20 protein-coding genes are annotated in these 24,826 nt (G+C 33.7%); 8 read left to right on the forward strand and 12 right to left on the reverse strand.

The genetic code is table 11. From position 1 onward, the window contains the following. Positions 1-1,173, reverse strand: coding sequence for a glycoside hydrolase 100 family protein (locus MM236_RS14435; RefSeq protein WP_241275700.1), 1,173 nt, complete (start codon positions 1,171-1,173; stop codon positions 1-3). Next, the gene (locus MM236_RS14440; RefSeq protein WP_241275701.1) at positions 1,158-2,747 is read right to left on the reverse strand and encodes a sodium:solute symporter; all 1,590 of its coding nucleotides are present in this window, start codon (positions 2,745-2,747) and stop codon (positions 1,158-1,160) included. The genes MM236_RS14435 and MM236_RS14440 overlap by 16 nt, the downstream gene beginning before the upstream one ends. A 418-nt stretch (positions 2,748-3,165) precedes the next feature. Between MM236_RS14440 and MM236_RS14445 the strand changes: the two genes are divergently transcribed. Both MM236_RS14445 and MM236_RS14450 read left to right on the forward strand, forming a co-directional pair. Then, positions 3,166-4,203, forward strand: a complete 1,038-nt coding sequence (locus MM236_RS14445; protein WP_241275702.1) for a LacI family DNA-binding transcriptional regulator — start codon at positions 3,166-3,168, stop codon at positions 4,201-4,203. A gap of 324 nt (positions 4,204-4,527) precedes the next feature. Beyond that, positions 4,528-4,740 carry a hypothetical protein gene (locus MM236_RS14450; RefSeq protein WP_241275703.1) on the forward strand — a complete coding sequence of 71 codons (213 nt, stop codon included), beginning with the start codon at positions 4,528-4,530 and terminating at the stop codon, positions 4,738-4,740. Positions 4,741-5,233: 493 nt separating this feature from the next. On the opposite strand, the gene MM236_RS14455 is transcribed toward MM236_RS14450, so the two are convergent. The 8 genes from MM236_RS14455 to MM236_RS14490 all read right to left on the reverse strand — a co-directional run bounded on the left by MM236_RS14455 (position 5,234) and on the right by MM236_RS14490 (position 16,169). Then, positions 5,234-5,644: an HNH/ENDO VII family nuclease gene (locus MM236_RS14455; protein WP_241275704.1), complete on the reverse strand. Its 411-nt coding sequence runs from the start codon at positions 5,642-5,644 to the stop codon at positions 5,234-5,236. A 28-nt stretch (positions 5,645-5,672) separates the two neighbouring features. Next, complete coding sequence (locus MM236_RS14460) at positions 5,673-6,257, reverse strand: hypothetical protein (RefSeq protein ID WP_241275705.1); 585 nt, start codon at positions 6,255-6,257, stop codon at positions 5,673-5,675. Beyond that, positions 6,226-8,220: a dynamin family protein gene (locus MM236_RS14465; protein ID WP_241275706.1), complete on the reverse strand. Its 1,995-nt coding sequence runs from the start codon at positions 8,218-8,220 to the stop codon at positions 6,226-6,228. The genes MM236_RS14460 and MM236_RS14465 overlap by 32 nt, the downstream gene beginning before the upstream one ends. Beyond that, positions 8,213-9,976 carry a dynamin family protein gene (locus MM236_RS14470; protein ID WP_241275707.1) on the reverse strand — a complete coding sequence of 588 codons (1,764 nt, stop codon included), beginning with the start codon at positions 9,974-9,976 and terminating at the stop codon, positions 8,213-8,215. Before MM236_RS14470 ends, MM236_RS14465 begins: the two co-directional genes overlap by 8 nt. Before the next feature lie 2 nt (positions 9,977-9,978). Next, positions 9,979-11,844, reverse strand: a complete 1,866-nt coding sequence (locus MM236_RS14475) for a dynamin family protein (RefSeq protein WP_241275708.1) — start codon at positions 11,842-11,844, stop codon at positions 9,979-9,981. A 23-nt stretch (positions 11,845-11,867) separates the two neighbouring features. Further along, positions 11,868-12,092, reverse strand: coding sequence for a DUF6140 family protein (locus tag MM236_RS14480; RefSeq protein WP_255742733.1), 225 nt, complete (start codon positions 12,090-12,092; stop codon positions 11,868-11,870). 344 nt (positions 12,093-12,436) lie between these two features. Further along, positions 12,437-15,445 (reverse strand): sensor histidine kinase, encoded by a 3,009-nt coding sequence (locus tag MM236_RS14485; RefSeq protein WP_241275709.1) that lies wholly within the window; start codon positions 15,443-15,445, stop codon positions 12,437-12,439. Next, the gene (locus MM236_RS14490) at positions 15,438-16,169 is read right to left on the reverse strand and encodes a LytR/AlgR family response regulator transcription factor (protein WP_241275710.1); all 732 of its coding nucleotides are present in this window, start codon (positions 16,167-16,169) and stop codon (positions 15,438-15,440) included. Before MM236_RS14490 ends, MM236_RS14485 begins: the two co-directional genes overlap by 8 nt. 264 nt (positions 16,170-16,433) lie before the next feature. Here MM236_RS14490 and MM236_RS14495 point away from each other — a divergent pair, with 264 nt between their 5' ends. The 3 genes from MM236_RS14495 to MM236_RS14505 all read left to right on the forward strand — a co-directional run bounded on the left by MM236_RS14495 (position 16,434) and on the right by MM236_RS14505 (position 20,372). Beyond that, positions 16,434-17,246, forward strand: a complete 813-nt coding sequence (locus MM236_RS14495) for a hypothetical protein (RefSeq protein WP_241275711.1) — start codon at positions 16,434-16,436, stop codon at positions 17,244-17,246. 350 nt (positions 17,247-17,596) lie between these two features. Next, positions 17,597-19,402: a TrkH family potassium uptake protein gene (locus MM236_RS14500; protein ID WP_241275712.1), complete on the forward strand. Its 1,806-nt coding sequence runs from the start codon at positions 17,597-17,599 to the stop codon at positions 19,400-19,402. Between the two features lie 283 nt (positions 19,403-19,685). Further along, the gene (locus tag MM236_RS14505; protein ID WP_241275713.1) at positions 19,686-20,372 is read left to right on the forward strand and encodes a potassium channel family protein; all 687 of its coding nucleotides are present in this window, start codon (positions 19,686-19,688) and stop codon (positions 20,370-20,372) included. Positions 20,373-20,443: 71 nt separating this feature from the next. Here the strand turns inward: MM236_RS14505 and MM236_RS14510 are convergent, their stop codons facing one another. After that, a complete protein-coding gene (locus MM236_RS14510) occupies positions 20,444-20,872 on the reverse strand; it encodes a hypothetical protein (protein WP_241275714.1) in 429 nt (142 codons plus the stop codon). Between the two features lie 88 nt (positions 20,873-20,960). After that, positions 20,961-21,197, reverse strand: coding sequence for a hypothetical protein (locus MM236_RS14515; protein ID WP_241275715.1), 237 nt, complete (start codon positions 21,195-21,197; stop codon positions 20,961-20,963). 557 nt (positions 21,198-21,754) lie between these two features. Here MM236_RS14515 and egtB point away from each other — a divergent pair. The 3 genes from egtB (at position 21,755) to MM236_RS14530 (ending at position 24,789) form a co-directional block, all read left to right on the forward strand. Further along, positions 21,755-22,909 carry an ergothioneine biosynthesis protein EgtB gene (gene egtB, locus MM236_RS14520; protein WP_241275716.1) on the forward strand — a complete coding sequence of 385 codons (1,155 nt, stop codon included), beginning with the start codon at positions 21,755-21,757 and terminating at the stop codon, positions 22,907-22,909. Positions 22,910-22,913: 4 nt separating this feature from the next. Beyond that, positions 22,914-23,840, forward strand: coding sequence for an L-histidine N(alpha)-methyltransferase (gene egtD, locus MM236_RS14525; RefSeq protein WP_241275717.1), 927 nt, complete (start codon positions 22,914-22,916; stop codon positions 23,838-23,840). 370 nt (positions 23,841-24,210) lie between these two features. Further along, positions 24,211-24,789 (forward strand): nitroreductase family protein, encoded by a 579-nt coding sequence (locus MM236_RS14530; RefSeq protein WP_241275718.1) that lies wholly within the window; start codon positions 24,211-24,213, stop codon positions 24,787-24,789. The last annotated feature ends 37 nt before the right edge of the window (positions 24,790-24,826 follow it).

A 24,826-nucleotide genomic window follows, 5' to 3' on the forward strand; every position in this document is an offset into this window, starting at 1 on the left:
TTAATCTAGTAGGTAAAAGCCTTTGCTAATTGTGTTACTAAGTATAATTTGTCCCGCAGCGCTCCAAGTGCAAGCATGCACACCGCATGGCGACAATGTTTGCCCATGAAAGCATTCATTGAACCCCCAGTTATCTTTGCTGTTTAGTGTAATGATTTCATTCAAAATATCTTCAGCAGGTTTTTTTCCTGCTGAAATATAGTTTGCCACCCCCCAAAAACCATTCACCATCGGCCACACACCTCCATTATGAAACTCATGGGGTATATTCCTAAATTCAAATCGATAATTTTGTTTCAATAGATTGAAATCAGGATTATCCGAGTCGATGGTTGGATAAAATGCCGGAATCAATGGTGTATTTCTATCTGTAGCCCAAGAAAGACAAGCTTGAGGATCTGGATGGATTTTGAAAATCATAGCCAAAGCATTTCCCAAACCATCAAAGTAATCTTGGTATCCGGCTGGATTGAAAGAAGCAGGTAGATAAGATTTTTTGGAAAAGTTACTCAGCAGGTTTTTTTTTGCTGTTTGATGTATTCCTGCATGCTTCCATTTATCAGAAATGTCAAAATTTTGAAGAATGGCCAGCTTTACAAATTCTGCTTTTTCTGACCATTGTTGATTTTGAAGTAAATCTCCCGATAATTTCAAAGCAGCGTAGCGCAATACTTGGTCATAAAGTACATAACCACTTAAGATGTATTCATCTGCCCAATCGCCAGCTAGAGGTACATAAATAAGGTCTTTGTTGTTATATTCCCATGCTTGATAAAGTTGGTGGATTTTGTCTATATTCTTCTTATAGCGATTTAGGAGCATTTTATCCCCAGTATATTTGGAGTATAGACAAAGTCCAATAATCCACCAACTTCCTGTATCTGCTCTTCCTGCAAGTCCGCCAAAACTTACTTCATTTGTTGTCAACTTTACATTTGAAGGAATATGTCCTTGAGGACTGATAGCATCTCCTAGGGTGATCAAAGTGTCTCTGAAAGTAGCAATCAAATCTTCTTCACGAGAAGCCAAAGCAGCGATACCAGTAATCACACCGTCTCTTGCCCATACTCTTTGGTAGTTATCTTTCTTCAATGCCGATGCGAGGAAACCTTTATTATGGGAAGATTTTCTAATTAATTCCAGTGCTTTTTCATTTGCTATCTGTATATCCATACGATGATAAATGTGATGATCAATAAAAAGATTGATAGGATTCTATAATTTTTGTACCAAGGCATGCCTTTAAGAGAGGCTGTCTCATCAGTGTAAATCTTATTGTTCCAAGTATAATCTGCTACAGCTTCTGTACTAGGTGGTGTACCGTTGATACTAGCTATCACATAGACCATTGAACAGAATACGAACAGTAATGGTGCTGTATGTAAGAAATGCCACTGACTGATTCCAATTTCAGGCATAAATACTTTTAAAATAATCAACACAACAGCAACCAAAAAACCAGATATCAAACTATAAAACGATCCGTCAGCATTACCTTTTTTCCAAAACATGCCCCAAATAAATACAACGACAACCGGTGGAGCTATCAAACCTACTACCATTTGTAGGTATTTGAAAAGTGAGTCAAATTTCTCAATCTGAGGTGTCCATGCTGCTGCCAATAATACCAAGATTACTGTAGCAAACTGTCCCACTCTGACCAAATGCTTGCTGTTCAAACCAGGTTTTAAATTCTTCACAAAATCCATAGTAATAAGAGTAGATGCTGAATTTAAGGTGGCACTGATGCTTGATGACATCGCTGCCAATAAACCCGCCATCAATAAACCTACTAGTCCTGCTGGCAACAAATCAAAAACCAAAGTAGGGAACACGGTGTCAGGATTTTCCAAATTTGGGTAAAGTACCCGAGCCATTGTGCCGGGGAATACCATGAAAAATAAAACTGGCAATTTCAACAATCCTGCAAAAAGCGCTCCCCATCTACCGTGATTCAGATCCTTTGCCGTCAAAACCCTTTGAACCATAAACTGATTGTTTGCCCAAAAATAGAATCCCAATAAAGGAACGCCAAACAATAATCCTGTCCATGGGACAGAAGGGTCATCCATAGGTCGGATCAAACTCACCATTTCTGAAGGAGTCACTGCCATGACATTTTCCCAACCTCCCACAGCCTGATAGGTGACATAAGTCAAAATCAATGAACCTGCAAACAAGAGTATAGCTTGGACTACTTCAGTGTGTACCACAGACGAAAGTCCTCCAGGGATTGTATATGCTGCTGCTGCAAAAGCCAAAATCAAAATAATCACAGTCATGCTTATATCTGGAAATACCAATTTCAATATCAAACTTCCTGCATAAAGCCCTGCGGCAGTTTCTATCAAAATATTTCCAACCAATGTAATAAATGAAAAATAATATCTGCTCCTTCTGTCATACCTTCTTTCCAGAAATTCAGGCATGGTAAAGACGCCAGATCTTAGATAAAAAGGAAGAAAAAAGATGCTGAAAAATACTAAGATGACTGCTGCCATCCATTCATAATTGTAAACAGAAATACCAGTACTGTAAGCATCTCCAGCGAGTCCGATCAATGTGGTACTTGAAATATTGGCTGCAAATAACGAAATGCCGACAATCGGCCAAGTCATGCTTCTACCTGCAAGGAAATAATCCTCAGAGTTTTGCCTTTTTGAATGATAGAGTCCGTAGAAGATCATTCCGATCAAATAGACAACCATAATCAAAAGATCAAGGTTGTTGATTAAATCTTTATTCATGCAGTGTTCATTTTGGGTAAATTGGTTGATCGCTAGAAGTTCCTTTTGTGAAAATTCATTGGGCGAAATAAAAACATATGAAAAGTAAAAGAAAAAATAATTATATCGCAAGGCCAAAATTTTCGCAAAGGATTGTGCAACCGTTTGCGGTAAATTTATTTAAAACCTGTCTTAATAATATTGTGATAATCGGTAATGCCACCAGGAAGTACATTTTAATTAGAAATCATATTTTGTAATTTTAGATTTATCAAAATACATCACCTGATTCTACTAAAACTCATAATTAACCTAAAGGCAATTGAACTTTTTTTTAAATAATTTTAGATTTAAACATATATTTAATTGGTTTTTGACGTATTTGATTGTTTGAGAAAAGAACAAGGGCAAATGCAATAAATCCATATTTACTTGTACCATGAATGAAAAGAAGAAATTAACATTAAAAGATATAGGAAGGGAGTTAGGAATATCAGTTTCGACAGTTTCAAGAGCGCTCAAAGAGCATCCTGATATTGCGCAAGAAACTATCAAACTGGTCAAAGATTATGCAGAATCAAATAACTATGTTCCAAATTTACTTGCGGTAAATTTCCGTAAAAATAGGACATTCAATATAGGTCTGATAGTACCAGAGTTGGTACATCATTTTTTTTCAACAGTAATTAGTGGTGCAATTTCAGAGGCCAATAATCAAGGGTATAATCTTATGGTTTCTCAATCTAATGATATACTTAAAGACGAGGTTTTGGCAAGTCGAGCTATGCTCAATAGCAGTGTGGATGGTTTGTTGATTTCTATTTCCAATGAAACCCATGAAGGGAAACATATTTTGGAGTTTTTAGAAAAAGGAAAACCTGTGGTGCAATTTGACAAGATCACAGAAAAACTTCCCACACCAAAAGTAATTGTGGATGATAAGGATGGCGCATCCGCAGCTGTCAAGCATTTGATAGAGGAGGGGTTTACCAAAATTGCCCATATAAGAGGTCGTGAAGATGTGAAAAATGCATCAGAAAGATGTGAAGGATACAAAAATGCATTAAAAGTCGCAGGCCTAGAAAACCATGATTACTGGATCAAAACCTGCATCAAAATTTCAGAACAAGAAGGTTATGATTTTACAAAAGAGCTGATGGAAGGGGAGAACCCACCAAATGGGATTTTTTGTATTACTGATTTGGTAGCTTTGGGATCCATGCGCTATCTCAAGGAAAATGGGTATGCTATTCCAAAAGAAGTTGGAATTATGGGTTTTAGCAATTGGATGCTTTCTTCTGTAGTCTCTCCTCGATTGAGTTCTGTAGAGCAACATGGATTTCAGATGGGAGTAGAATCAACTAAACTGCTTTTGGAAATGATCAAAAAACAAGACGTAGAAAGTATTCAAACAGTTGAATTAAAAACTGAATTGATTGTAAGAGAATCTTCTCGGATGTCAAATTCTGAAATGTAAATCCTATAAAACAGAATTTTATTACAAATACTTACAATAGTATATGAGTATCCGCAATGTTGCACGTTGGCTCAGAAGAGGCACTATGTGTTGCGGATTCTCGTCAACAGACAACTGTCAACTGTCAATAGAACCTCTAATCATTTATCAAACATTCTATTGATTGGCTACGTGCAATCAAGCGGATAGACATACAATAGTAATATTGAATTCATACCAGCAAAAGAATTGATTTGTAAACAGTAAATTTTACGGAAATTAATGTTTAGAATTATTTTTCATTCCCCTATAAATATTAACTTTGTCCAGCCCTAGAAATTACTTATGGAAACACTATTTTCACTTGTTTTGCTGACAGCAATTTATGGACTTGCATTTCTGTCAATTATGCCAGAAAGGTATATCAAAAAGTTAAGTCCATCATATCACCACAAGCATTTACCTGAATACAAAAAGTTTGCTCTTGGAGGATCAATATTTCTTTGTTTTTTGGTAGGTTATATCTGCGCTTCGGCTATGCTTTACTTTTTTATATAAGGAATTCTTTTTCATCATCATACCGATCCTCTAGATAAATAATGTCAATCTTAGAAGTTCCTAAATATTCAATAGAGTTGTAATACTTGAATATGAATATCCGCAATGTTGCACGTTAGGTAAGAAGAAACTTTGTAAGTTGCGGATACTCGTTAGCAAATTTTACGCCGTGGCGTAAATCACAGTACCCAGTCAACAGAACCATGAATCGTTCATCCGACAATCTATTGTTTGGCTGCGTGCAAGAAAGCTGATAGGCATATGATAGAAATAGGAGAGTAGACTTTCAGTGTAGGATCGCAAATATTAACAAAAGATAATTTTATAATTTTTGGATATTTTCGTTTTGGTTCAATTGGGACAAAATGAGAAATCAAGAAGTTGACTTTGATTCAAAAAAAATCCTGAATACAAAAAGTATTCAGGAAAAAATGAAGATTTAAAAGTAAACGATAAACCTGTAGATTCTTAGTGTAGATATTAGCTAAGATTTTTACCCTTTTACCAAGAGCCTGACATTTTTTTCAATAGCGGCTTTGGCATTTTTGATATTCTCCATGGCAAGCTTGCCATCAATACCATGTTTTTGGAGATTGCCTGAAATCGCAAACCAGATTTCTGGATTTGTTTTTCCTTTGGATTGATTGATGGATCGAAGGGTTACAGCGACATTTTCAGGGCAGTTGACAACTTTGGCGATCTGCTCATCAGTCAGCAAATGCTTGTAGGTAGAATGTACCCATTCAGAACCATAGATATGTTCATAATCATAAGGATCCCCACCAATCATTGTTTGACCAGTGTAGCAATCTTTATAAAGTGCCCATCCATTGCCTCTTTTCAAGGCCTCTCGATGCATGGCAGCTTTCACAAGGTTGAAGACTTTATCAATTTCGGTTCGCATGTAGGGGCGGAGGGGGTTCATTTATAAACTATGATTTCAAAAATTCTAATTCACTTTCAATTTGTTTAAAAACCATTTGGTATTTTTCATAAGAAAGTTTATCTAATTCGTAATCAATTCTAGCCTCCTCTAAAGCTTCTTTTTTACCTAAAAAACTATAGTAATCTTGGGCTAAAATAAAGGCTTCAGAATTACTAAGGTCATTATTTGGTTTTAATACTTTTAACAAGTTACTCTTAATGTATCCATAAACCAATTGGGATTCATCAAAAGATAACCCTAATTCATAAGGACCTGATATTCTTTCGCTTTTGGTATTTGAAACTTTATCTTCAGAAAGGTTCAAGTCAAAATAAAAATTCAAATAGTTTCTTTTGTAATAATTTTTTTCTTCATTTTTTAGTTTTTCAAAATATAAAGTGATTTTCTCTTTTCCTTCATTGCTAAAAGAAGCAGAAGAAAAATCTTTGTTTTTGGAATCTACTTTTTCTGAATGCTTACTTTTTCTGTATAAATAAATTCCTCCAAGCACTACTGTCCCAATTGCAATTCCGATGGCTAAATTCATTACTATTTCATTTTCATCCATTTGTTGTGATCTTTTTAAATTCATGTTCAAACTTTTCTAATTCGATATGCAATGATTTTATTTCCTCAATTATTTTTTTTCTTTCAGATACATGTTCGCCATCTAATTCAATTATTTCAGAATATGATTTTTTCATTTCATATAAATGTTTATTGATCACTTCGGTATATTTTTCAAAAAAATCATTGAGTTTATTTGAAAATTTGACAGGTAAAGTTTCTATCAATTGCGTTTTGATATTATTAGATAGGCTTTTAATAGCATTATAAATAGTTCCGTCAAAACCATCCATTCTAATATTAAAAATATTTACTTTTGCACCTTTTTCTAATAACGATTTATCACTTAAGGAACTAAAAGAAAATTCTTTTATTAACTCTTGTACAGAAATTAATTTCGGTACGAAATATCTTATTTTTTCAGGTTTTAAAATTTTGGAAACTTTTGACAGGTCGTCCTCAAATTTTTCTAAGAGGATATTCGCCTCTTTATCAATACGTAATTCAAATAGTTGCTCTTGAAGAGCGAAAAAACCTTTCTCTAAATGATCTTTATATTGCCATTCAACATATTTTCTCGAATTTTTTGCGCCTTCAATAGATTCGAGTGACCTTTTTGTATTCTTTTCAACTTCATCAAGCATAGATCGAATATGCTTTAAAATACTGGTTTCAAGTTTAGTGTTAAAGTTATCTCTTTCTTCTTTAAAGGCAATCTGAAATTTGTCAATTTCCGCTAATGTCTCATCTATTTCCTTTTTTTTCTCTTCAAGCTCTTCACTACTTTTACTGATATTTCTTTCAAAATCTTCCTTCTTATTTAAAGCAATTTTGATAGAATTAATCTTTGTTTTTCCTAAATCACCAATAATTTGTTCTCCTTTGTTTAAAATAGAAATACCTTTTCCTTCCATTAAGTGAGATTTAATCCCATTAATTAAATCTGGTATGTACCCTTCTTTTTCTATAAAATCACCGTTTAAGTCATTCAACCTATCATAATGATATTCTTCATCTTCAGTAAGGCCTATCCCCTCCTTAATTTTGTAATTTAGCAGTGCTGCATAGGTAGAAATTGGATATACTTTTGATCCATTTGAAAATAGTTTTCTATTTTGAAGCTCAGGATCATTTTTGATTGATTGCTCTACATAATTGACAGCACTTTGGTAGTCTCCTGAAGTGTCTGCTTTGGTTATCACAAACATGATTTTATCAGAAGGTACAGAACTTAAGTGTATATCAATGAAGTCATAGTCAGCACTTGATAAAGGTTGTCCTGTATAGAATAAGTAAATGACTGCACTTGATTTACTAATCCAATCAGTTGTAACTTTCGACCTTAGTTCATTACTATCATTTATCCCAGGAGTATCCACGAAAACCACTCCTTTACATAATTCATTATTTACCTTTATATCAACACATTTGACAAAAGGAGTAAAAACACCAGGTTTCGTTACATAATTCTCTAATTCATTTAAAGAAATTCCATTCTCAACTTTATTCTCAAGGTGGATAAAGCTATCCTTATATATCCCTTTTAAAGCTGAGTTATTAACATCTTTTTTTAAAAACTTCTCAAAGTAGGTGGTTGACTCTCCTGAGTCTTCATCTTTTAACTTTAAATTTTTTAACTCTTCCCATTCTGATTTACTATAATATGTCACTTCTGCTTCTGTCTTTTCACCGTATCGAATAGTGCTTAGTTTAGCTGTCCAAGGCGTATCGTCTGCAGGAAGAATTGTTTTTTCAGCAAATAATAAAAAATTTAAAAGGCTTGATTTTCCAGCATTAATTTGACCACATACGCTAATTGTAAAATGTTCATCATTTAAATCTTTGATAATTTCATTTATTTTCTCCTTTGTGTATTCTTTCCCATTCGCTGTTGAAGGGGCAAAACCCAAATTAACCATATGGTTTAATTTGTTATTTATTGAATTCTTCTTCTCCAAGAATTCTTTAAAAATATTTAGATCATTCATAATTTTTTAGATTTTTAATTAACTCAATGTTTTCTGTTAGTTCCATAATAAATTCTTCATGTTTTTTTATCTGATAAAAATATGCTCCATAAAAATCATCATTTAAAAAATAATGTGTCAGTCTAGAGACCAACTCTAAAGGAGAAGTGTAAAAAAAATCTTCAATTATAGATTTTTTTACGTTTTCTCTATTTGAGATCTCGTCAATATATTGATTACCAGCTGTTATTGCAATAGTTATAGAGGTTTGACTCAAAACATTATAACAAAGATTTTTTAAATAGTAAAAGCTGTAGCTTTCCTCTGAAAATAATATTGAATCTGATTTTATTGATAGTTTTTGTAATAAGTCAGAGTATTTTTCAAAAATCCTAGTTAAATAAATTTCAAATTTTTCAATAAGTTCTTTTTCAAGAACTTCTATTTCTATGTTTTTTATTTTTAATGAGTCGGTGCTAGAAAACCAGCCATTTTCATTGTGAAATTCAAAAAACTTTGAAAAAAGGTTACTATAAAATTCATTCCCGAAATAAACTTCGAAAACACTTTGTTGAATTTCTTCTACATTTTTAAATAATTCTTCCTCACTTTCTTTTAATCTATGGAGTTCTGATTCATAATCCTTTAGTAAATTACTCTGATCCCTAAGAAGGGTTTCTATTTTTTCTCTTGCTTTGTAAATTAAGTTTTCTAATTCATCATTGTAAAGTGATTCAAATATTGATCTAAGTTCATACCGCAAATTTTCAAGTTGAATGGAAAGAAGAGAATGATATTGTTGAAATCCATTTTGATTAAAATTTTTAATATCAAAATTATTTTCTCCGATAGATAGCTCATTCTCTTTAAATTTGATAGAAATCTCTTTAAAATTTGACTCTTGATTTGATAATATTTCTTCTATCAACGAAGACCATGTTTCTCTTATTTTTTTTTGTCCCTTTGTGCTTTCAAAGACTTTTTTTGAAGAATATAGGAAAACCTCCTCAAAGGGATACCTCGATTTTAGATCTAATAAAATTTTCTCTCTGGCACTAGGGGGTTTTAAATCAATCTTATTTATTATTGCAATAATCTTGGTGTCCTTTCCTAAATCATTTATCAATTCCATTTCATCAGCATCTCCAGTTTTGTTGGCATCAAAAAGCCATAGTAAAACATCTAATTCAGGAATCATTGATTTTGTTAACTCATCATCTTCTTTACTGGTAGAGGAAAATCCTGGAGTGTCAATTAGGGTAAACCTTTCTAAAAAAAAGCTAGGATATTCAACTTTAAAATACTTTATGTCAGATAATGTTTTTTTTATTTCGCTTGAATTTTGGTTTTCAATGCTGCCATGAACACTGTACTCTTTATATTCAGGTAGGGTTATTTCATCAATTTGTTCATCTTTAAAGACTTTAAATAGTCTAAGTCTTTTTCCATAAATAAGTTTTGTGATTTTAGCCGTAGTGGGCATTAAATCAGTACCTAACAAATCCTCTCCTATAAGACTATTCAGAAAAGATGATTTTCCTGTACTAAATGATCCGACAACCCCAATTTGTAAATTTATATTGCCAAGATTTGCATCCTTTACTTTTGCTTCAAGACTTATCCTTTTGTCATGAATTTGTAAGTAAGTATTTTGAATTTCTTTTATTTTTTCATCAGAAACCTTACTACTTAAAACCAATTCTGTTCTGTGTAGGTAATTTTCAATTTCCTGAAGCTCTCCTGTATTTATTTGAATGGTTTTTAATACCTTACTCATTTTTAAATAGATTTAAGTTGAATCAAATCCTGATATATATCTCTTGCCTTCTTTTCATTTAAATAATTTTTTTCGTCTCTATTTTTACGTAATGTGTCTAGAGCTTCAATTTTTGAATTAAGTGGCATTTTGAAATATTCTTCAACATGATCATTTGCCTTATTTTTTATAGTACTATAGGTTTTCGTGACAATTAAATTAGCCTTAGACCTCAACTCTCTTCTTAATTTGTCTGTTTGTGTATTTTTATTATACGCGTTTGCGGCATGTTCAAACAAGTTTACCTTTTCAATAATAAGTGTTGTAGCTTTTAAAAATCCTCCACCAATTCTTAGAGCTTTTTGCTTTCCACTTAATTCATGCCAGGCTTTAGTTTGAATTGGAGCTGAGTTTGAGACCAGACTTTTAGATGTAGGTGCGTCTGTTTTTTGATTACCATCCATGGGCTGAGAGGAGGATGTTTTTGATTCAATATTTTTAGATTCATTTGGCTCCCCATTGCTTCCACCAGAAGTCTGTATTAAATAACCAGCAGCAAACTCTGCAACGTTTAAAGCTCCTTGAGCTGGAAAAACAACTGCAATAAGACCTGACATTGCAAGTTTTGAGTACTCTTGCCCCCTTTGAAATTTTGAGCCTATTTTTGAAGATATAGTTGATATGGTTTTAGCTAATTCAGTATCTTCTATCGTTGAAATTTCAAAGTTTTCAAAATCTGGAAGATTATTTATCAAGTTCATCTGAATCTCCTGAAACATATCAGCAATATTTTCTGCATAAGGCTCTTTTTGGATGAATTTCTCAATTAATTCGTCGACATATTGATCGGCAATATCTGTGGCTTCCTCAATTGCCTTATCCTCCATTTTCTTGATAGAGTTGAAAAATGATTTTTCGGCCATTTCTAGCTGATTAATCTCATTCCTTAATTCTTTAATTCTTTCACTTAACCCTTCATCGTCTTTATCAAGATTATCCTTAATTTCTTCTAAAACATTAATTAATGAATCCTTGATTTCTAATAAAAATTCTTTTTCTCTCTGCTCCTTAATACCAGCCTTCATTAAAGGCAATTCCTCAATAATTATTTTTTCAATCTGCTCGATACCAGATTTTTTATACAATTCTTGGTCACCAGAATTATTTGCTTTAATAGCATTTAAAGCCGAAACTTCATAGATTTTTGGAGAATCGACAATGATACTTACTGACTGAGTAAATTCCTCAATTAATTTTTTTCTTTCCGAAGGGGCTTTGGTATCAGCAAAATTTAAAACAAAGAAAAGTTTGTTCTTTATTTCATCTGGATATTGGTTAATAAACTCTGTGAGGCTTTTTGAGATACTTCCCATATTTATGTTTACAACCAAAAAAGCAACATCAACCATTGGAATATAACCGTATGTCACATCTGAATGCGTTTCGTTTATGGATGAAACACCTGGAGTGTCAATAATCAATGTATCGTCACTAATTAATTCTGAATCAGGAACTGAAATTTTCAACATTCTATCTGCTCCGGATTTTTGAACTTCATCTACTAAATCAGATGGTGAGATTTCAGTGATTTTATCTTCCCCATCAATTCTTTCCGCAACTTCAAACTTGTATTCTGCACCTTTTTGTAATTCTGTAATTATAGCTGTCGTGGGCTTATCAAAAGTTGGCAAAAAGTTTTTTCTCATTAATGCATTAACTAAAGTACTTTTACCTGCAGAAAACTCTCCTAAAAATGCAACTTTAACTTTATAGTCTGAATTTTTATATTCAAGAATTTTTTTCTTCAAAGATTCAATTTGAAATTTTTCTATGATCTTTAAAAGTTCGTTTTTGATTTCGATTAGATTTGTGTTTTTAGATTCTATCATTGTTTTATTTTTTTGTAAATACCCTACCCAACCTTCACCACATCCAAATGTGCTGAATTTACTGCATTGGCTTTGCGGATATCTACATCGTACATCCGTTTGAAAGCATCGACTACGCGTTCACCTCTTTCGTGATTGAGTGGGTAGTGGGCTGCGTGATCCATGACCACATCTACTGACATGCCTTTTATAAGACGAACGCCGTTGCGGAACATGGGATTTTTTACAGTAACTTTAAATAGGGCCATGGGTTGGTGGTTTTATAATTTCAAATATATTTTATTCATCCATCTGATGTGGATACAATGTACAATCGCTAGCATATTTTGGATAAGTGCACTTATTTCGATGATATCCGTATTGTTTCTTGTATGCAAAAGTAATCTTCAACTATGCCAAGGCATGTCTGAGGGTAGGTATGAAGTCAAAAAAATTAAATTAATTCTATAATTTCATTTAGGTAAGAATGGCAGGTTTTCGACTTACCTAAGGCTTGGATTTTGTTTGAAAAGGAAGGGTATAAGAATGATTGCACCTGTCAGGTTTCGCCTTTTTACTAAACAGCATTAAGTTAACTTATTGAATAGATTTTTTATCTAAATGGTATTTCAATTTCAACCTTTGTTCCTGAATCAACTGTAGTGCTAAAGGTGACATATTCTTTTTCTTTGCCCTTGATCAAGGATACACGGCGATTTACTAAATCTATTCCTTTGGAATCGTGAAGTGGGTTTTTCTTAACCTTTTGCATTCCGACACCATTGTCCTTTACAGTACAGACTAAAGTATCGAAATCCATGGCTTTAAGATAGATACTCAAGGTTGGATTAGGATGGTTGTGTGAAAAAGCATGAATAAATACATTCTCTATAATCGGCTGAATAAGCATAGGTGGGACGCTTACTTTGTCTATTTCGATACTAGGGTCAATTTCTACGGACCAATTGATGTGTCCACCTTTTCGCTCATTCTCAATTTCTATATATGTTTGCAGATAAGTCCACTCCTCACTTAGTTTTATGTAGGGTTTTGAGCTGTTTTTGAGCGTTTTGCGAATTAGAATTGAGAATTTACCTATAAACTCATTCGCTTTGTCTATGTCTCCTGTTAAGATGTAATACTGTATTGAATTGATTGCATTGAAGATAAAATGTGGGTTCATCTGACTTCGAAGAGCTTCCAATTCTGTTTCTGCAAGTTGCCTTTGGATTTTTTGTTCAGAAGCTTTTTGATCATTCAACTTTTTCATTCTGGCTCTATAGGACACGAATGAAATAGCAAAAATGCTGACCATGAATAGAACTATGATCCATGGATTTTGATAAAATGGTCTTAGAATTTGTAGTTTGAGCAAAGTTGTAACGGTATTTTTTCCCGAAAATTGATCATATACCTCGACTTCAATCGAATAGTTTCCAGCTGGCAAATACGATAGAAATATCTGGGGTTCTGAGCTGTAGGGACTCCATTCATCTTCCATAAGCAACCTATACCGGTAAAGCAATTTTTCCGGAAATTTATGACCTACTGGTTTGAATTTTAGTAGAAGTGTATTTTCCCCAGATGGGAGTTTCAACTGATCATGCTTGAGAACAAACCATGAAAAATTTTCCTCGCCAATAGGTTTTTGATTGATAGAAACCTGGGAGATAGATAATTGAAATTTCACAGATTCAGCTTGAAGTATTTTTGGAAGATCTAGGACGTAATATCCTGAATTTGTGCCTATATATAGAAGTTCATTATCCACTTTTGCAGTTTTAAAAAGCATGTGGGACAAGCCTTGTTCATCATCCAAGACCCTCACATTTCCATTATGGTATATGTTGAGACCTTTTTCTGTTCCTATGAGAATATGATCTTGATAGCTTTCCAAAAACAAAACTGTTTTACCGACTATTTGACTTCTTTCAATGGTATCCTGTATTTCAAATGTTCCTTTGTCTTCGGCTATGTAAATAGCGTCAAATTCTGTAGCCAAAACCAACTTACCATCTCTAGTGATATGCATTTGTTTGATTTTGGAAAGTGGCAGTTCTGCTGTGTATTTGTATGAATGGAATTCTGAACCATTCCAATGAAACAAGCCTTCAAAAACTGAAGAAAAATACGTCTTATCCTTAGCACGAATCACTTTGCTGACTGTAGTTGGGATATTTTTGTTTTGTTCGAATGAAAAATATTCATAATCCATTTTGCTAACATCATTATAAATACGAACTCCTCCATAAGGATTCGTCTCTATAAATTTACCATCAGGAGTAAAACCTATTTTGTAGGAATGTATGGGTAAATAATTCAGAAAATCACCTTTTTCACTTAACTCAAATATGCCAATATTGCTACAAATCCAGTAATTTCCATCATTCGATTGCATTTCATAAAATAGGATCTCGTCAATTCCTGTTTCAAAATCCAATTCAAAAAAGTCGTCTTCATGTTTTGGTAATTGGTGTTTGCGAGACTTTACATAGTTTTCTGATACTCGCTTAAAATTATGTCTTTCTATGATTTTTATAAGTTCACTTTCCTGCGTGAATATGGAAAATCCATCTTGATGCAGAATAGCTTTTTGATTGTTTTCAAAAGATAAATCCAAAATTTCTTTATCTCCAAATGGATGATAAATGATGTCTTGATTGATACTGACAGCATAAACTCCATTATCAAGTGACCCAAGGTAAATAACCTCTTTATCAGCGCTATATACAATCGAGTTTATTGATTTCGAATCAATATCAAATGTGGTGGATAGGTTTTCAAATTGTTGATCCTTGTATAAATAAGCACCGCCATTGTTCGCATAGATTCCCCATGCTGCCATGTATATTGCCTTTTGGTCAATGCTTAGATAATCCCAAACGATAGACTTACCGAAAGTATTTTTAGGTTTTTCTCCAGCAATAAAATCATCGAGCAAAAATTCATCTACAAAGCCTTTGTTACTTGAATAAACTTTGCCTCCGATTTTTTTCATAGCATAGATGAAGCTATGTTCATTTACAAGATTGATGTTCGGATTAGCTTCATTAGGATCAAAACTATAAACTCCCATTCCATAAGTGGAATAGAAAATAATCCCTTCATGCTCAAAAAAACCAGATACATAGCTTTGAGGACTATTCAAGACAGAGTTTTCTATTGATGTGATTTTTTCTGTATCAATATCTATGATTGAGATTCCATTTTCTGTACCTACAAAAATTTTGTTTTGGTAAGGGTAGAAATGTCTGATTCGGGAATCTATCAAGCCATTGTCTAAGGGAAAAGAAGTGAATTTTTCTCCATCAAATTTTGTGATACCTCCACCATAGCTTCCAAACCACATTTGGCCTTTGCTATCTTCTGTGATTGCCCAGCAGCTTCCATGGGCAAGGCCATCATCCGTATAGAAGTTTTGAAAATTTCCATTTTCTTTCAACGAAACGCCATGTTCTGTTCCAACCCAAAGAAAACCTCTGGAGTCAATAAAAAGTGACCTTACGGCATTGTTTGCCAATCCATCCAAAGTAGTATGATGGATTAATGGAAATTGCTGACTGATTGACCAAAAGGGCAGGAGTAAGCAGATTATAGCCAAATAGAATCCTTTTTTACTCAAAACTCTTCAATAATTTTGATTTGAATCTTGTAGAAACTGAGATAAATTCCTTGTTTTTAAGCCTTAGCATACTATCCGATTTATCGAACTCCTCAATGAAATTGATGTTGACTATATGTGATTGGCTTACTTTGAGAAAGCTTTGATCTTCCAAAAAGCATTCATATTTTTTTAGGTTTTTGCTGGATATGAATTTTTTAGAATCATTAATTACCACATTTGTATAGCTTCCATTTGCTTCGAAATAGACTATATCATTTTTATTTACAATACGATCACTTTTTTGGGAAGTCAGTTTTATAATTCCTCTATTCAAAAATGAGGGAACTTCTGAAACTTTCTTACCTATCGAAGATTTAGGTTTTTGCTTTTTTTGAAAGTTGAGCAGTGTTTTTTTAAATTCATCAGGATCAATAGGTTTCAATAAGTAATCAACTGGCTGGTGTTTAAAGGCTCTTTTCATATGATCTTCGTATGCAGTGCTAAAAATGACTGAAAAATCAACATCAATGAGCTCTTCCAAAAGTTCAAATCCGTTTTTTTGCGGCATTTGAATATCCAAGAATACCAAATCTGGATCATATTTCTGAATTTCCACAAATGCATCGTCTGCAGAAAAACATTTTGCTACAATTTCGAACTTGCCCGGAAAAAATTTCTTTATGCTTTCACTTAGAATTTCTTGGGCGTGCAGTTCATCATCCACTATGATTACTTTATACATTTTTTTATATAAGTCTGATTAGTAACAACTTTTAGTTAATTAATTTCCTAATGATCGTAAATAAACTAAATATTACAAGTCAATTTCTAACAAAAGTAGAAGGAAATAATCTGTTTAAGGTAAAAATTCAAACAACAATCATAATGGAAATATATGGATTGAAATCAATAGTTGAAACAATAGGTTAATAAAATTTCCTTCGTTATTCGAAAACTTAATTTTTATTTTCCGTTAAGTTAATTAAGATTTTAAAAACCAAGAACTATGTCGAACTACCTGAAAAAGTACTTACCCTTGTTTTTTTTACTCCCTTTTCTTTTTAGTTGTACTACGCATTACATTTCTCAATGGCAAAATTATGATGAAGAAAGTACATTGGCAGATGATGGAACAGTGATGATAAAAAATGATACAATTGGTGTTTCCCACGCCTTCAACAATCAAGATGGCACTGTTCTAGTCCGTATTGAAAATTATTCACAAACCCCTATTCTCATTAACTTGACCAAGTCAGCTCTAACTATCAATGGGAAAACTTTTGGCTATGTAGATGGGAAATCAACCATCAGTGGTTGGCTAGATACTTTTGGATCGGCTAATGGAGGTCAAGTTGGATCCTTTGGTGGAGAGATTGTAGGAAAACCCAATACTTTGTTTGTACCGCCACTTTCCTATGTGGAAGGCTCTTTTGCTAACATCCAACCAGAAGTCAGAAATATAGTTGGAAATAGATTTATTGGAAATCAGACATACTATCCTTTGTTCAATTATCCGATCAATACAAACCTTGTTTTCTATGAAGACTCAAAATCTCCCATGAAGCTCAATAGCTTTATCAATTACTCCTTAATCGATTCCAATAACAATCCAATTATCACAAAAACTGTAAACCAAAATTTCTATTTGTCAGGTTTTTTTAAAGTAAGAAATATGGGACAAAAAGAGCTAAATCAAAATTTACTCACTCGTGAAGATCTGGGAAGTTACAGCATTACAAAAGGACAAGGAGCGGGTCTTATTCTGTTCTTAGGTGGGTTGATTGGTTTGGCTGCTATTGCTGCAGATGTGGAAGAATGAATAAATAATAAATATATAAGTAGTAGCACTGAATCCATACTTTTTATTCTTGCTTAAATTTAGGTAAAAGATAAACATAATTCAGTGCTACTTTTCAGAATATGAGTATCCGCAATGCTGTACGTTGGCTCAGAAGAGGTATTATGTGTTGAGGATTCTTCTCACCGGACATCTGCCAAAAGTCAACATCATTTATTAAACATTCTATTGATTGGCTACTTGAAAATAAGCGGATACACATATTACAAAATTAATCTTTCGGAAAACATACTTGGTCAAGAAAGGATTTCATCAAAAAAAATCTTTTGTCTATCTGTTCTATTTAATACCTTTCGAATTCTAATATGAATATGGAAAGTAAATTTTTCAAAAGTCCAGATGAAAGGATCTTAAAGATCCGGAAATTGTTTGAACTGAATAATAGCATTATTCAAGTCATTAGCACGCTAGCTTTTGGGATCCTGGTGTTTGACCTTGGGTTTAGGGATGAGGTACATTCAGGAGTAGTTGGCAAAATCTATTTTATGCTACTGTTGCTTTTGTCTTTGGGATATACTATCAGGTTATTCTCCAAATCCGAGAAATTCAAAATGTCTAGATACATTGTCGAGATTGGTATCATCCTTTTTTTGGTTTTTGCTTCTTTGGTCAATTTTCAAGTCCTAGAATTGGAAAGTACAGTGACTGTCGGAAACCTTCAGATTAAAGCATTTTTTGTGAATTTGCTTGTATTTATTCTTTTCCTAATAGAATTGAGCAAGCTAAGCCTTGTAGCCAATCAGTTGAAAATCCATCCAGCAATGGTATTTATACTTAGTTTCTTGTTGGTGATTTTGCTTGGCACTGGCTTGTTGTCATTGCCAAATGCTACAGTAAATGGAATCAGTTTGATTGATGCATTATTTACTTCAACTTCGGCAGTCTGTGTGACAGGACTTATCGTTTTGGATACATCCTCTGATTTCACTTTTCTCGGACAGTTTATCATAATGATCCTTTTTCAGGTTGGAGGATTGGGAATGATGACATTTACTTCCTTCTTCGGTTTCTTTTTCAAAGGGTCGTATTCACTACAAAATCAACTGTTTCTAAAAGATTACATCAATGAAGAAAACATAGGTGCGATAAATTCCACCTTGCTCAAAATTATACTTTTTACACTACTGACGGAAGGTGTTGCGGCACTGCTAATCTCTTCGGTGATAGACAGCAATTTATTTGAAAATAGGGGAGATCAGTTGTTTTTCTCTGTATTTCATGCAATTTCCGGATTTTGTAATGCCGGTTTTTCTACTTTGGGGGATGGGCTATATGAAGTTGGATTTAGAGAAGAATACACAGTACATTTGATTATTGCCTTTGCCATAATTTTAGGCGGTATAGGATTTCCGGTTGTTTTGGGATATTATAATTATTTCAAACATGTGGTGATTGGAACCAAGAGAATGATTACAGGAGAAGAAGAATACAAACATGCCCCAAGGGTAGCCAATGTGAATATCAGGTTGATAGTATATACCACAGGAATTCTATTGGTGCTAGGATTTGTTACTTATTGGATTTATGAAGCAGATAATACACTTAAAGGATTGTCTGGATATGGAAAATTTGTTACAGCCTTCTTTGGATCTGTGACTCCAAGAACAGCTGGCTTCAATACTGTTGACATGTCGGCTTTGGCTATGCCCACGGTATTGATATACCTCATCTTGATGTGGATCGGTGCTTCACCCGGTTCTACAGGTGGTGGATTGAAAACAAGTACGATTGCAGTAGCGGTATTGAATGCTGTGAGTATTGCGAAAGGAAAAAATCGGGTAGAAATATTCAAAAGACAGATCAGCAATGAAACATTGAGAAAAGCATTTGCCGTTATCTTGCTTTCATTTTTGGTCATCGGATTGGGTGTCTTTCTTGTTTTGCTTTTTGATCCAGAATTGACTTTGATCAGTGTGGCATTTGAAATATTCTCAGCATTCTCCACTGTGGGGCTGAGTCTTGGTATCACAGGAGACCTGTCCACTGGCAGTAAGATTGTCGTTTCAATCATCATGTTTTTGGGAAGGGTTGGTACATTGACAGTTTTGGTAGCCATGATTCAAAAAGCGAGGACATTAAGATACAAATATCCAGAAGAGGGAGTATTTATCACATAAGAAAAAAGCGATACGGATATACGGAACTTTGCCACTAACTAAAAAAAGCCTGATTTAGCTTAGATCCGATATTAATTGATATTTGATACTCATAGATATTAAACATTAACAAGCAATCAACTTTGGAATTAAAGCTACTGGCAAAGAAGCGTATAATCATAAAAAGCGATTATGGAATCGAGCATTACAAGTACGTCCAACATTGGGATGATTATTTGTCAAGACATATACCATAGTCTGCCCCAGGTAATCGGGGTGATCTGTAAAAATAAATTGTAAACACATGAAATACATCATTGTAGGATTGGGGAATTTTGGTGGCCATTTGGCTGCAAGATTGACATCGTATGGACATGAAGTCATAGGAGTGGATAGTAGTGAAGACAAAGTAGATGCTGTAAAAGACAAAATCACCCACGCTGTGGTGATGGATGCAACGGACATTCAAGCCGTCAAAAACCTGCCTTGCAAAGAAGCAGATGCTGTGATAATCGCAATAGGAGAAGATTTTGGTGCATCAATTATGGTAACAGCAATCTTTAAACAGCTGAAAATAAAAAGACTTATTAGTAGATCCATCAATAAAGTACATGAAACGGTAATCAAAGCTATTGGAGTGGATGAAATCCTTCATCCAGAAGAAGACTCTGCAGAAAGAATGGCCAAAAGCTTGCAGATGAAAGGCGTCATAGATTCTCTAAATGTATCTGAAGAATACAACATCATTGAAGTCGAAACACCCAAAAGATATATAGGATTAACTGTCTCCGATACAAAAATAAGGCAAGATTACAATATCAATATATTGACTCTAATCAAGATAGAAGAAAAACCGAATATTTTTGGTGTCAAATCTAAATCTAAAAAGGTAACGGGAGTAGTTACTCCAGATACAGTTATAGAGGAAGGGGATATTCTTTTATTGTTTGGCCACATCAAGGATATCAATACGATCTTGAATATGGAGTAATAAAAAAGTAGAAAATAAGCGAATGAAAACAATACCTCAACCAGAAAGTTCCATTCGCTCATTTTTTCAAATCAATTAACATCATAATCTTCTTGGCGATTACCATCTTTGTCGAAAGTCACAGGTGTGATTTTCTTGTCATGACGAAAAAGAATTTCATAGTAAGTTTTGTTGTCTTTTTCGTACTCCCTTGAGTCTACAATCATTTGATTCTTCATGGTAGAATCACCCTTGATGATGGTATAGATGTTTGAAGGAATGTTTTTGACTATTTCATCATGTTTAGCCATCAGGCCAGTTGTATCCTCCATATCTGTAGTATCCCTGATTCCTTCATTTTCAATTCGCAATGCTTCATCGCTTCTGTCTCCATATATACTTTCATCTTCCGCGTATTCTGCTTCTGTGGTTCTGTTTTCACAAGATATAAATGCGCTGGCAAGTGCAAAACACATCGCCAGTCCCAATAAGGTTTTAATTTTTTTGTGTGTTGATTTCATAATTTTATTTTTTAAAGTGATAGAAAAAGAGGGGAGGGAAGCACATAAGTCAACCATCCCCTCATATTTTTAGTTAAAATACTGAATTCTATTCTTCCTTATCTGAACCTTCAGTTTTTACTATTTTATTGTAAACCCCCATCAAAAGGAATGGAGCTGCCCACTGTCCTACAAACAAGGCATCTTTACCTCTTCCCATTATTTTTAGCGTCAAGGAAACCGCCATTGTAGACAATGAAGTCCACAGAAAAACGTCTGATGGGATTTGTGCTGTTCTTTTTTCGATTGTCTTAGCCACTTGGCCTTCTTTACGGTGCTCTTGCATAATGTTTTATTAATGTTTTAAATTTTTTTTGTTATATAGTTGATATGTTTGATTGTCCAAAAGCTATTCCTAAAATAAAAAATCATCTACATTGTACATCAATTCATTATTTCAAGCGATATAGAAAGGTTGAGGTGGATTCATTCATTTTCAATTTGTCATTTTTTTTTCCCAATGTGAGGGTCTTTTAACCAATTGGGGGAAAATAAATATGATGATTCCTAGAATAAATTATCAAATTTAATAATCAATAGAAACATAAACCCTTTTGGAAACAAATTATAAAAAGTAAAATTGGATCTATGAAAATTTATCATAAAAACACACTGATTATGAGAATAGTTAGCCTCTAAATGAAGAAATTGAAACTCAGATTCGTAAAGATTTATTAAAGTGAAAAATCACCTAAAAATCATAAATTGCCATAATTAAACCTGAATTAGCGAATCTAAAAATATCACTTTTATCATCCGAGATAGTGGAAGTAAATGCGGTTTTTAGGACTAGTTTTAAAGCTGGCTTGTAGTTTGAAAAGTGAAAAAGTGAAATTTTGGATTATGAAAAAGAACATAGAGTTAAAAATCCGGTTTGAATTGGTGAGAGAGCAGACAGAACGGATTTGTGCACCATTGGAAATAGAAGACTATATCGTCCAACCGATGGCTAATGTCTCCCCACCAAAATGGCATATTGGACATACTACTTGGTTTTTTGAGGAGTTCTTACTCAAAAAGTACAACAAGGATTACAAAGTGTTTCACAAAGATTTCTCATTTATTTTCAATAGTTATTACAATAATGTTGGAGAACGGGTAGAAAGACCAAACAGAGGTTTCTTGAGCAGACCTCCTGTCAGAGAGGTAATAAAGTACCGTCAATATGTGACCCAAAAATGTGTGGAACTCTTGGAATCTTCACCCTCTGATGAAGTTCTTGACATATTTGAAATTGGAATCAACCATGAACAGCAGCATCAAGAACTTTTGGTATATGATATCAAATATATCTTGGGTACTCAGCCTTTGCTTCCTGTGTATGGAAAGGAATTTACAACACAAGAAGAAACTAAAACTGGATTTTTCAGCTTCAAAGCTGGATTATATGAAATAGGAGCTAAGGATTTGGGATTTACATATGACAATGAACATGGACGACATCAGGTCTATCTTCAGGATTTTGAAATTTCAAAAAGTTTGGTATCTAATGGTGAATACCTTGAGTTCATAAAAGCAGGAGCTTACAAAGATTTCAATTTATGGCTTTCAGAAGGATGGGATTTTATTCAAAATGAAAAAATTGATGCTCCATTGTATTGGAAGTTAATAAATGGGGAATGGTATAATTACACCCTGATTGGATTTGAAAAAGTGACTGTGGAAGCTCCAGTACAGCATGTGAGCTTTTATGAGGCACAAGCATTTGCAACTTGGAAAGGAATGAGACTTCCCACTGAATTTGAATGGGAATGCGCAGCAGAAAAGTTGAATTGGGGTCAATTATGGGAATGGACCAACAGCGCCTATTTGCCATATCCTGGCTACCAAAAAGCGCCCGGTGCACTTGGCGAGTATAATGGAAAATTCATGTCAAATCAAAATGTTCTAAGGGGAAGCTCAGTGGCAACCCCAACAGGACACAGTCGAAAAACATACAGAAACTTCTTTCATGCATCCAGTAGATGGTTGTATTCAGGTATTAGATTAAGTAAATAACTTTATGGATAAATTTCTTAAAGACGTGATTGCCGGTCTCAGTTCAGAGCAAAAAGCTATTCCTTCGATGTATTTTTATGATGAAATGGGTTCTAAGATTTTTCAGGAAATAATGGGTTTGGAAGAATACTATTTGCCAGCCTGTGAAGTCGAAATCCTCAATAACAGAGCTGAATCAATTATGGCACAAATCTCTTTTGCTTCAATTGATATTATTGAATTGGGAGCTGGAGATGGTTCCAAAATGATTTCATTTCTTGAGCGCTTCCATAAAAAAATGAAATCAGTAACATATATTCCCATGGATATTTCACCTGAAATTTTGGAAGTAAACAAAAAATTAATCCTTAATCAAATACCAGATTTAGAAATTATTACGATTCCCGGAGACTATTCTTTGACTTCTAGTCAATTGGCAAAAAGAGAGAATCCAAAGCTAATTTTGTTTATGGGTAGTAATATTGGCAACTATACAATAAATGAAGCCAAGGAATTTATGCGTTTTGTCAATGACATAATGAAAGTAGGTGATTTTTTTTTGATGGGAGTGGACCTTAAAAAGAATCCACATACTATACGCAAAGCCTACAATGATAGTAAAGGAGTCACAAGACGCTTCAATCTTAACTTGCTGGAAAGGATCAATCGAGAATTGAAGGGTGATTTTGATATTGATTCGTTTGGCCATTATGGAACATACAATCCCATCAATGGTGAAGCACTAAGTTTCTTATTCAGTGAAAAAAATCAGCATGTAAAAATTGGAGACCAAGTCTTCAAATTCGATAAGTATGAAACCATCCGTACAGAAATTTCCAGGAAGTATAGCTTAAAGGAACTAGATTCAATTGGGAAAGAAACAGGGTTTGAATGGGACAAACACTTTTTGGATAGTAAGGAGTATTTTTCACTCAGCCTCTTTAGAAAGTGATTTTTGAATTATCCGAGGAAAATTAGAAAAACATGAGCTAGTCATCATTGAAATCGTAATGAGCTAATGTTTAAATTTTTGTGACAATATTTACCAAGTTCTTGGGATTATAAATCGAAATTCAATACAAAAACTTCTGCTTCATTGAACTATTTGCTGTTTGTAACTAGCAAGTTCATCCATTCTTTCAAAAATTTTGAATCTTTTGTATATCACCAATTAATTACATTTTATAACATCTAATAATCAAATTACCTAAAATTATATAAAACTACTTTAAAATAGTGTAATGTCGCTACTTAGATTTCTTTATACCTTTGAATAACAAGGCTAGAGTAAGATTTTTTAATTCAACATAAAAGATATAATCATGGAAACTACAACTGTAAATGAATTGATGATGGAGCGATGGATTCCACGGATCCAAAATCCACAGGATATTACCAAAAATGAAATAGATACTATTTTTAAAGCAGGTAGACAAATTGCCAACAGGTTTGGAAAAAACCCATGGACATTTTTATTGGTAAAAAAAGGTGGTGAAAGCTATCAGAAGTTGCTTCACTGCATGGATGGATTCAATCGCAAATGGGCTAGCAAAGCACCATATCTTGGGATAGCACTTTATAAAAAAAGTCCTGAAACTACTCTAACCGAGAGAAACCAAAATTTTTATGATACAGGTGCTTTTATGGCTAAAGCCTCAGAAGTAGCAACAGATATGGGAGTTTTCATCCATCAGATGGCAGGCTTTTCTGAGAGTATGTTCGAAGAGGAGTTTATTGACCAAAAAAACTACAATCCAATTAACATTTTCGCTTTGGGAAGGGTAGGTAGTAATTTCGAAACTGAAGAAAAAACCAATAGGTCGGAGGTGTTCTATCCTTCTAGGAAAATGCTGAAAAATATCCGTCCCATGATTATTGAAAAAGCTATTGCTTTGAGGTGATTGTCAGAAAATTGTACATGGGACAGAGTCAAATGAT

It is taken from the genome of Belliella calami (assembly GCF_022549695.1).
In the GTDB taxonomy this organism is placed as follows: Bacteria; Bacteroidota; Bacteroidia; order Cytophagales; family Cyclobacteriaceae; genus Belliella; species Belliella calami.

What these genes read in the sequence shown, in the direction of transcription:
- MM236_RS14435 (WP_241275700.1), bottom strand. Translation starts at nt 1,173, where the DNA reads ATGGATATACAGATAGCAAATGAAAAAGCACTGGAATTAATTAGAAAA.
- MM236_RS14440 (WP_241275701.1), bottom strand. Translation starts at nt 2,747, where the DNA reads ATGAATAAAGATTTAATCAACAACCTTGATCTTTTGATTATGGTTGTC.
- MM236_RS14445 (WP_241275702.1), top strand. Translation starts at nt 3,166, where the DNA reads ATGAATGAAAAGAAGAAATTAACATTAAAAGATATAGGAAGGGAGTTA.
- MM236_RS14450 (WP_241275703.1), top strand. Translation starts at nt 4,528, where the DNA reads ATGGAAACACTATTTTCACTTGTTTTGCTGACAGCAATTTATGGACTT.
- MM236_RS14455 (WP_241275704.1), bottom strand. Translation starts at nt 5,644, where the DNA reads ATGCGAACCGAAATTGATAAAGTCTTCAACCTTGTGAAAGCTGCCATG.
- MM236_RS14460 (WP_241275705.1), bottom strand. Translation starts at nt 6,257, where the DNA reads ATGAATTTAAAAAGATCACAACAAATGGATGAAAATGAAATAGTAATG.
- MM236_RS14465 (WP_241275706.1), bottom strand. Translation starts at nt 8,220, where the DNA reads ATGAATGATCTAAATATTTTTAAAGAATTCTTGGAGAAGAAGAATTCA.
- MM236_RS14470 (WP_241275707.1), bottom strand. Translation starts at nt 9,976, where the DNA reads ATGAGTAAGGTATTAAAAACCATTCAAATAAATACAGGAGAGCTTCAG.
- MM236_RS14475 (WP_241275708.1), bottom strand. Translation starts at nt 11,844, where the DNA reads ATGATAGAATCTAAAAACACAAATCTAATCGAAATCAAAAACGAACTT.
- MM236_RS14480 (WP_255742733.1), bottom strand. Translation starts at nt 12,092, where the DNA reads ATGGCCCTATTTAAAGTTACTGTAAAAAATCCCATGTTCCGCAACGGC.
- MM236_RS14490 (WP_241275710.1), bottom strand. Translation starts at nt 16,169, where the DNA reads ATGTATAAAGTAATCATAGTGGATGATGAACTGCACGCCCAAGAAATT.
- MM236_RS14495 (WP_241275711.1), top strand. Translation starts at nt 16,434, where the DNA reads ATGTCGAACTACCTGAAAAAGTACTTACCCTTGTTTTTTTTACTCCCT.
- MM236_RS14500 (WP_241275712.1), top strand. Translation starts at nt 17,597, where the DNA reads ATGGAAAGTAAATTTTTCAAAAGTCCAGATGAAAGGATCTTAAAGATC.
- MM236_RS14505 (WP_241275713.1), top strand. Translation starts at nt 19,686, where the DNA reads ATGAAATACATCATTGTAGGATTGGGGAATTTTGGTGGCCATTTGGCT.
- MM236_RS14510 (WP_241275714.1), bottom strand. Translation starts at nt 20,872, where the DNA reads ATGAAATCAACACACAAAAAAATTAAAACCTTATTGGGACTGGCGATG.
- MM236_RS14515 (WP_241275715.1), bottom strand. Translation starts at nt 21,197, where the DNA reads ATGCAAGAGCACCGTAAAGAAGGCCAAGTGGCTAAGACAATCGAAAAA.
- egtB (WP_241275716.1), top strand. Translation starts at nt 21,755, where the DNA reads ATGAAAAAGAACATAGAGTTAAAAATCCGGTTTGAATTGGTGAGAGAG.
- egtD (WP_241275717.1), top strand. Translation starts at nt 22,914, where the DNA reads ATGGATAAATTTCTTAAAGACGTGATTGCCGGTCTCAGTTCAGAGCAA.
- MM236_RS14530 (WP_241275718.1), top strand. Translation starts at nt 24,211, where the DNA reads ATGGAAACTACAACTGTAAATGAATTGATGATGGAGCGATGGATTCCA.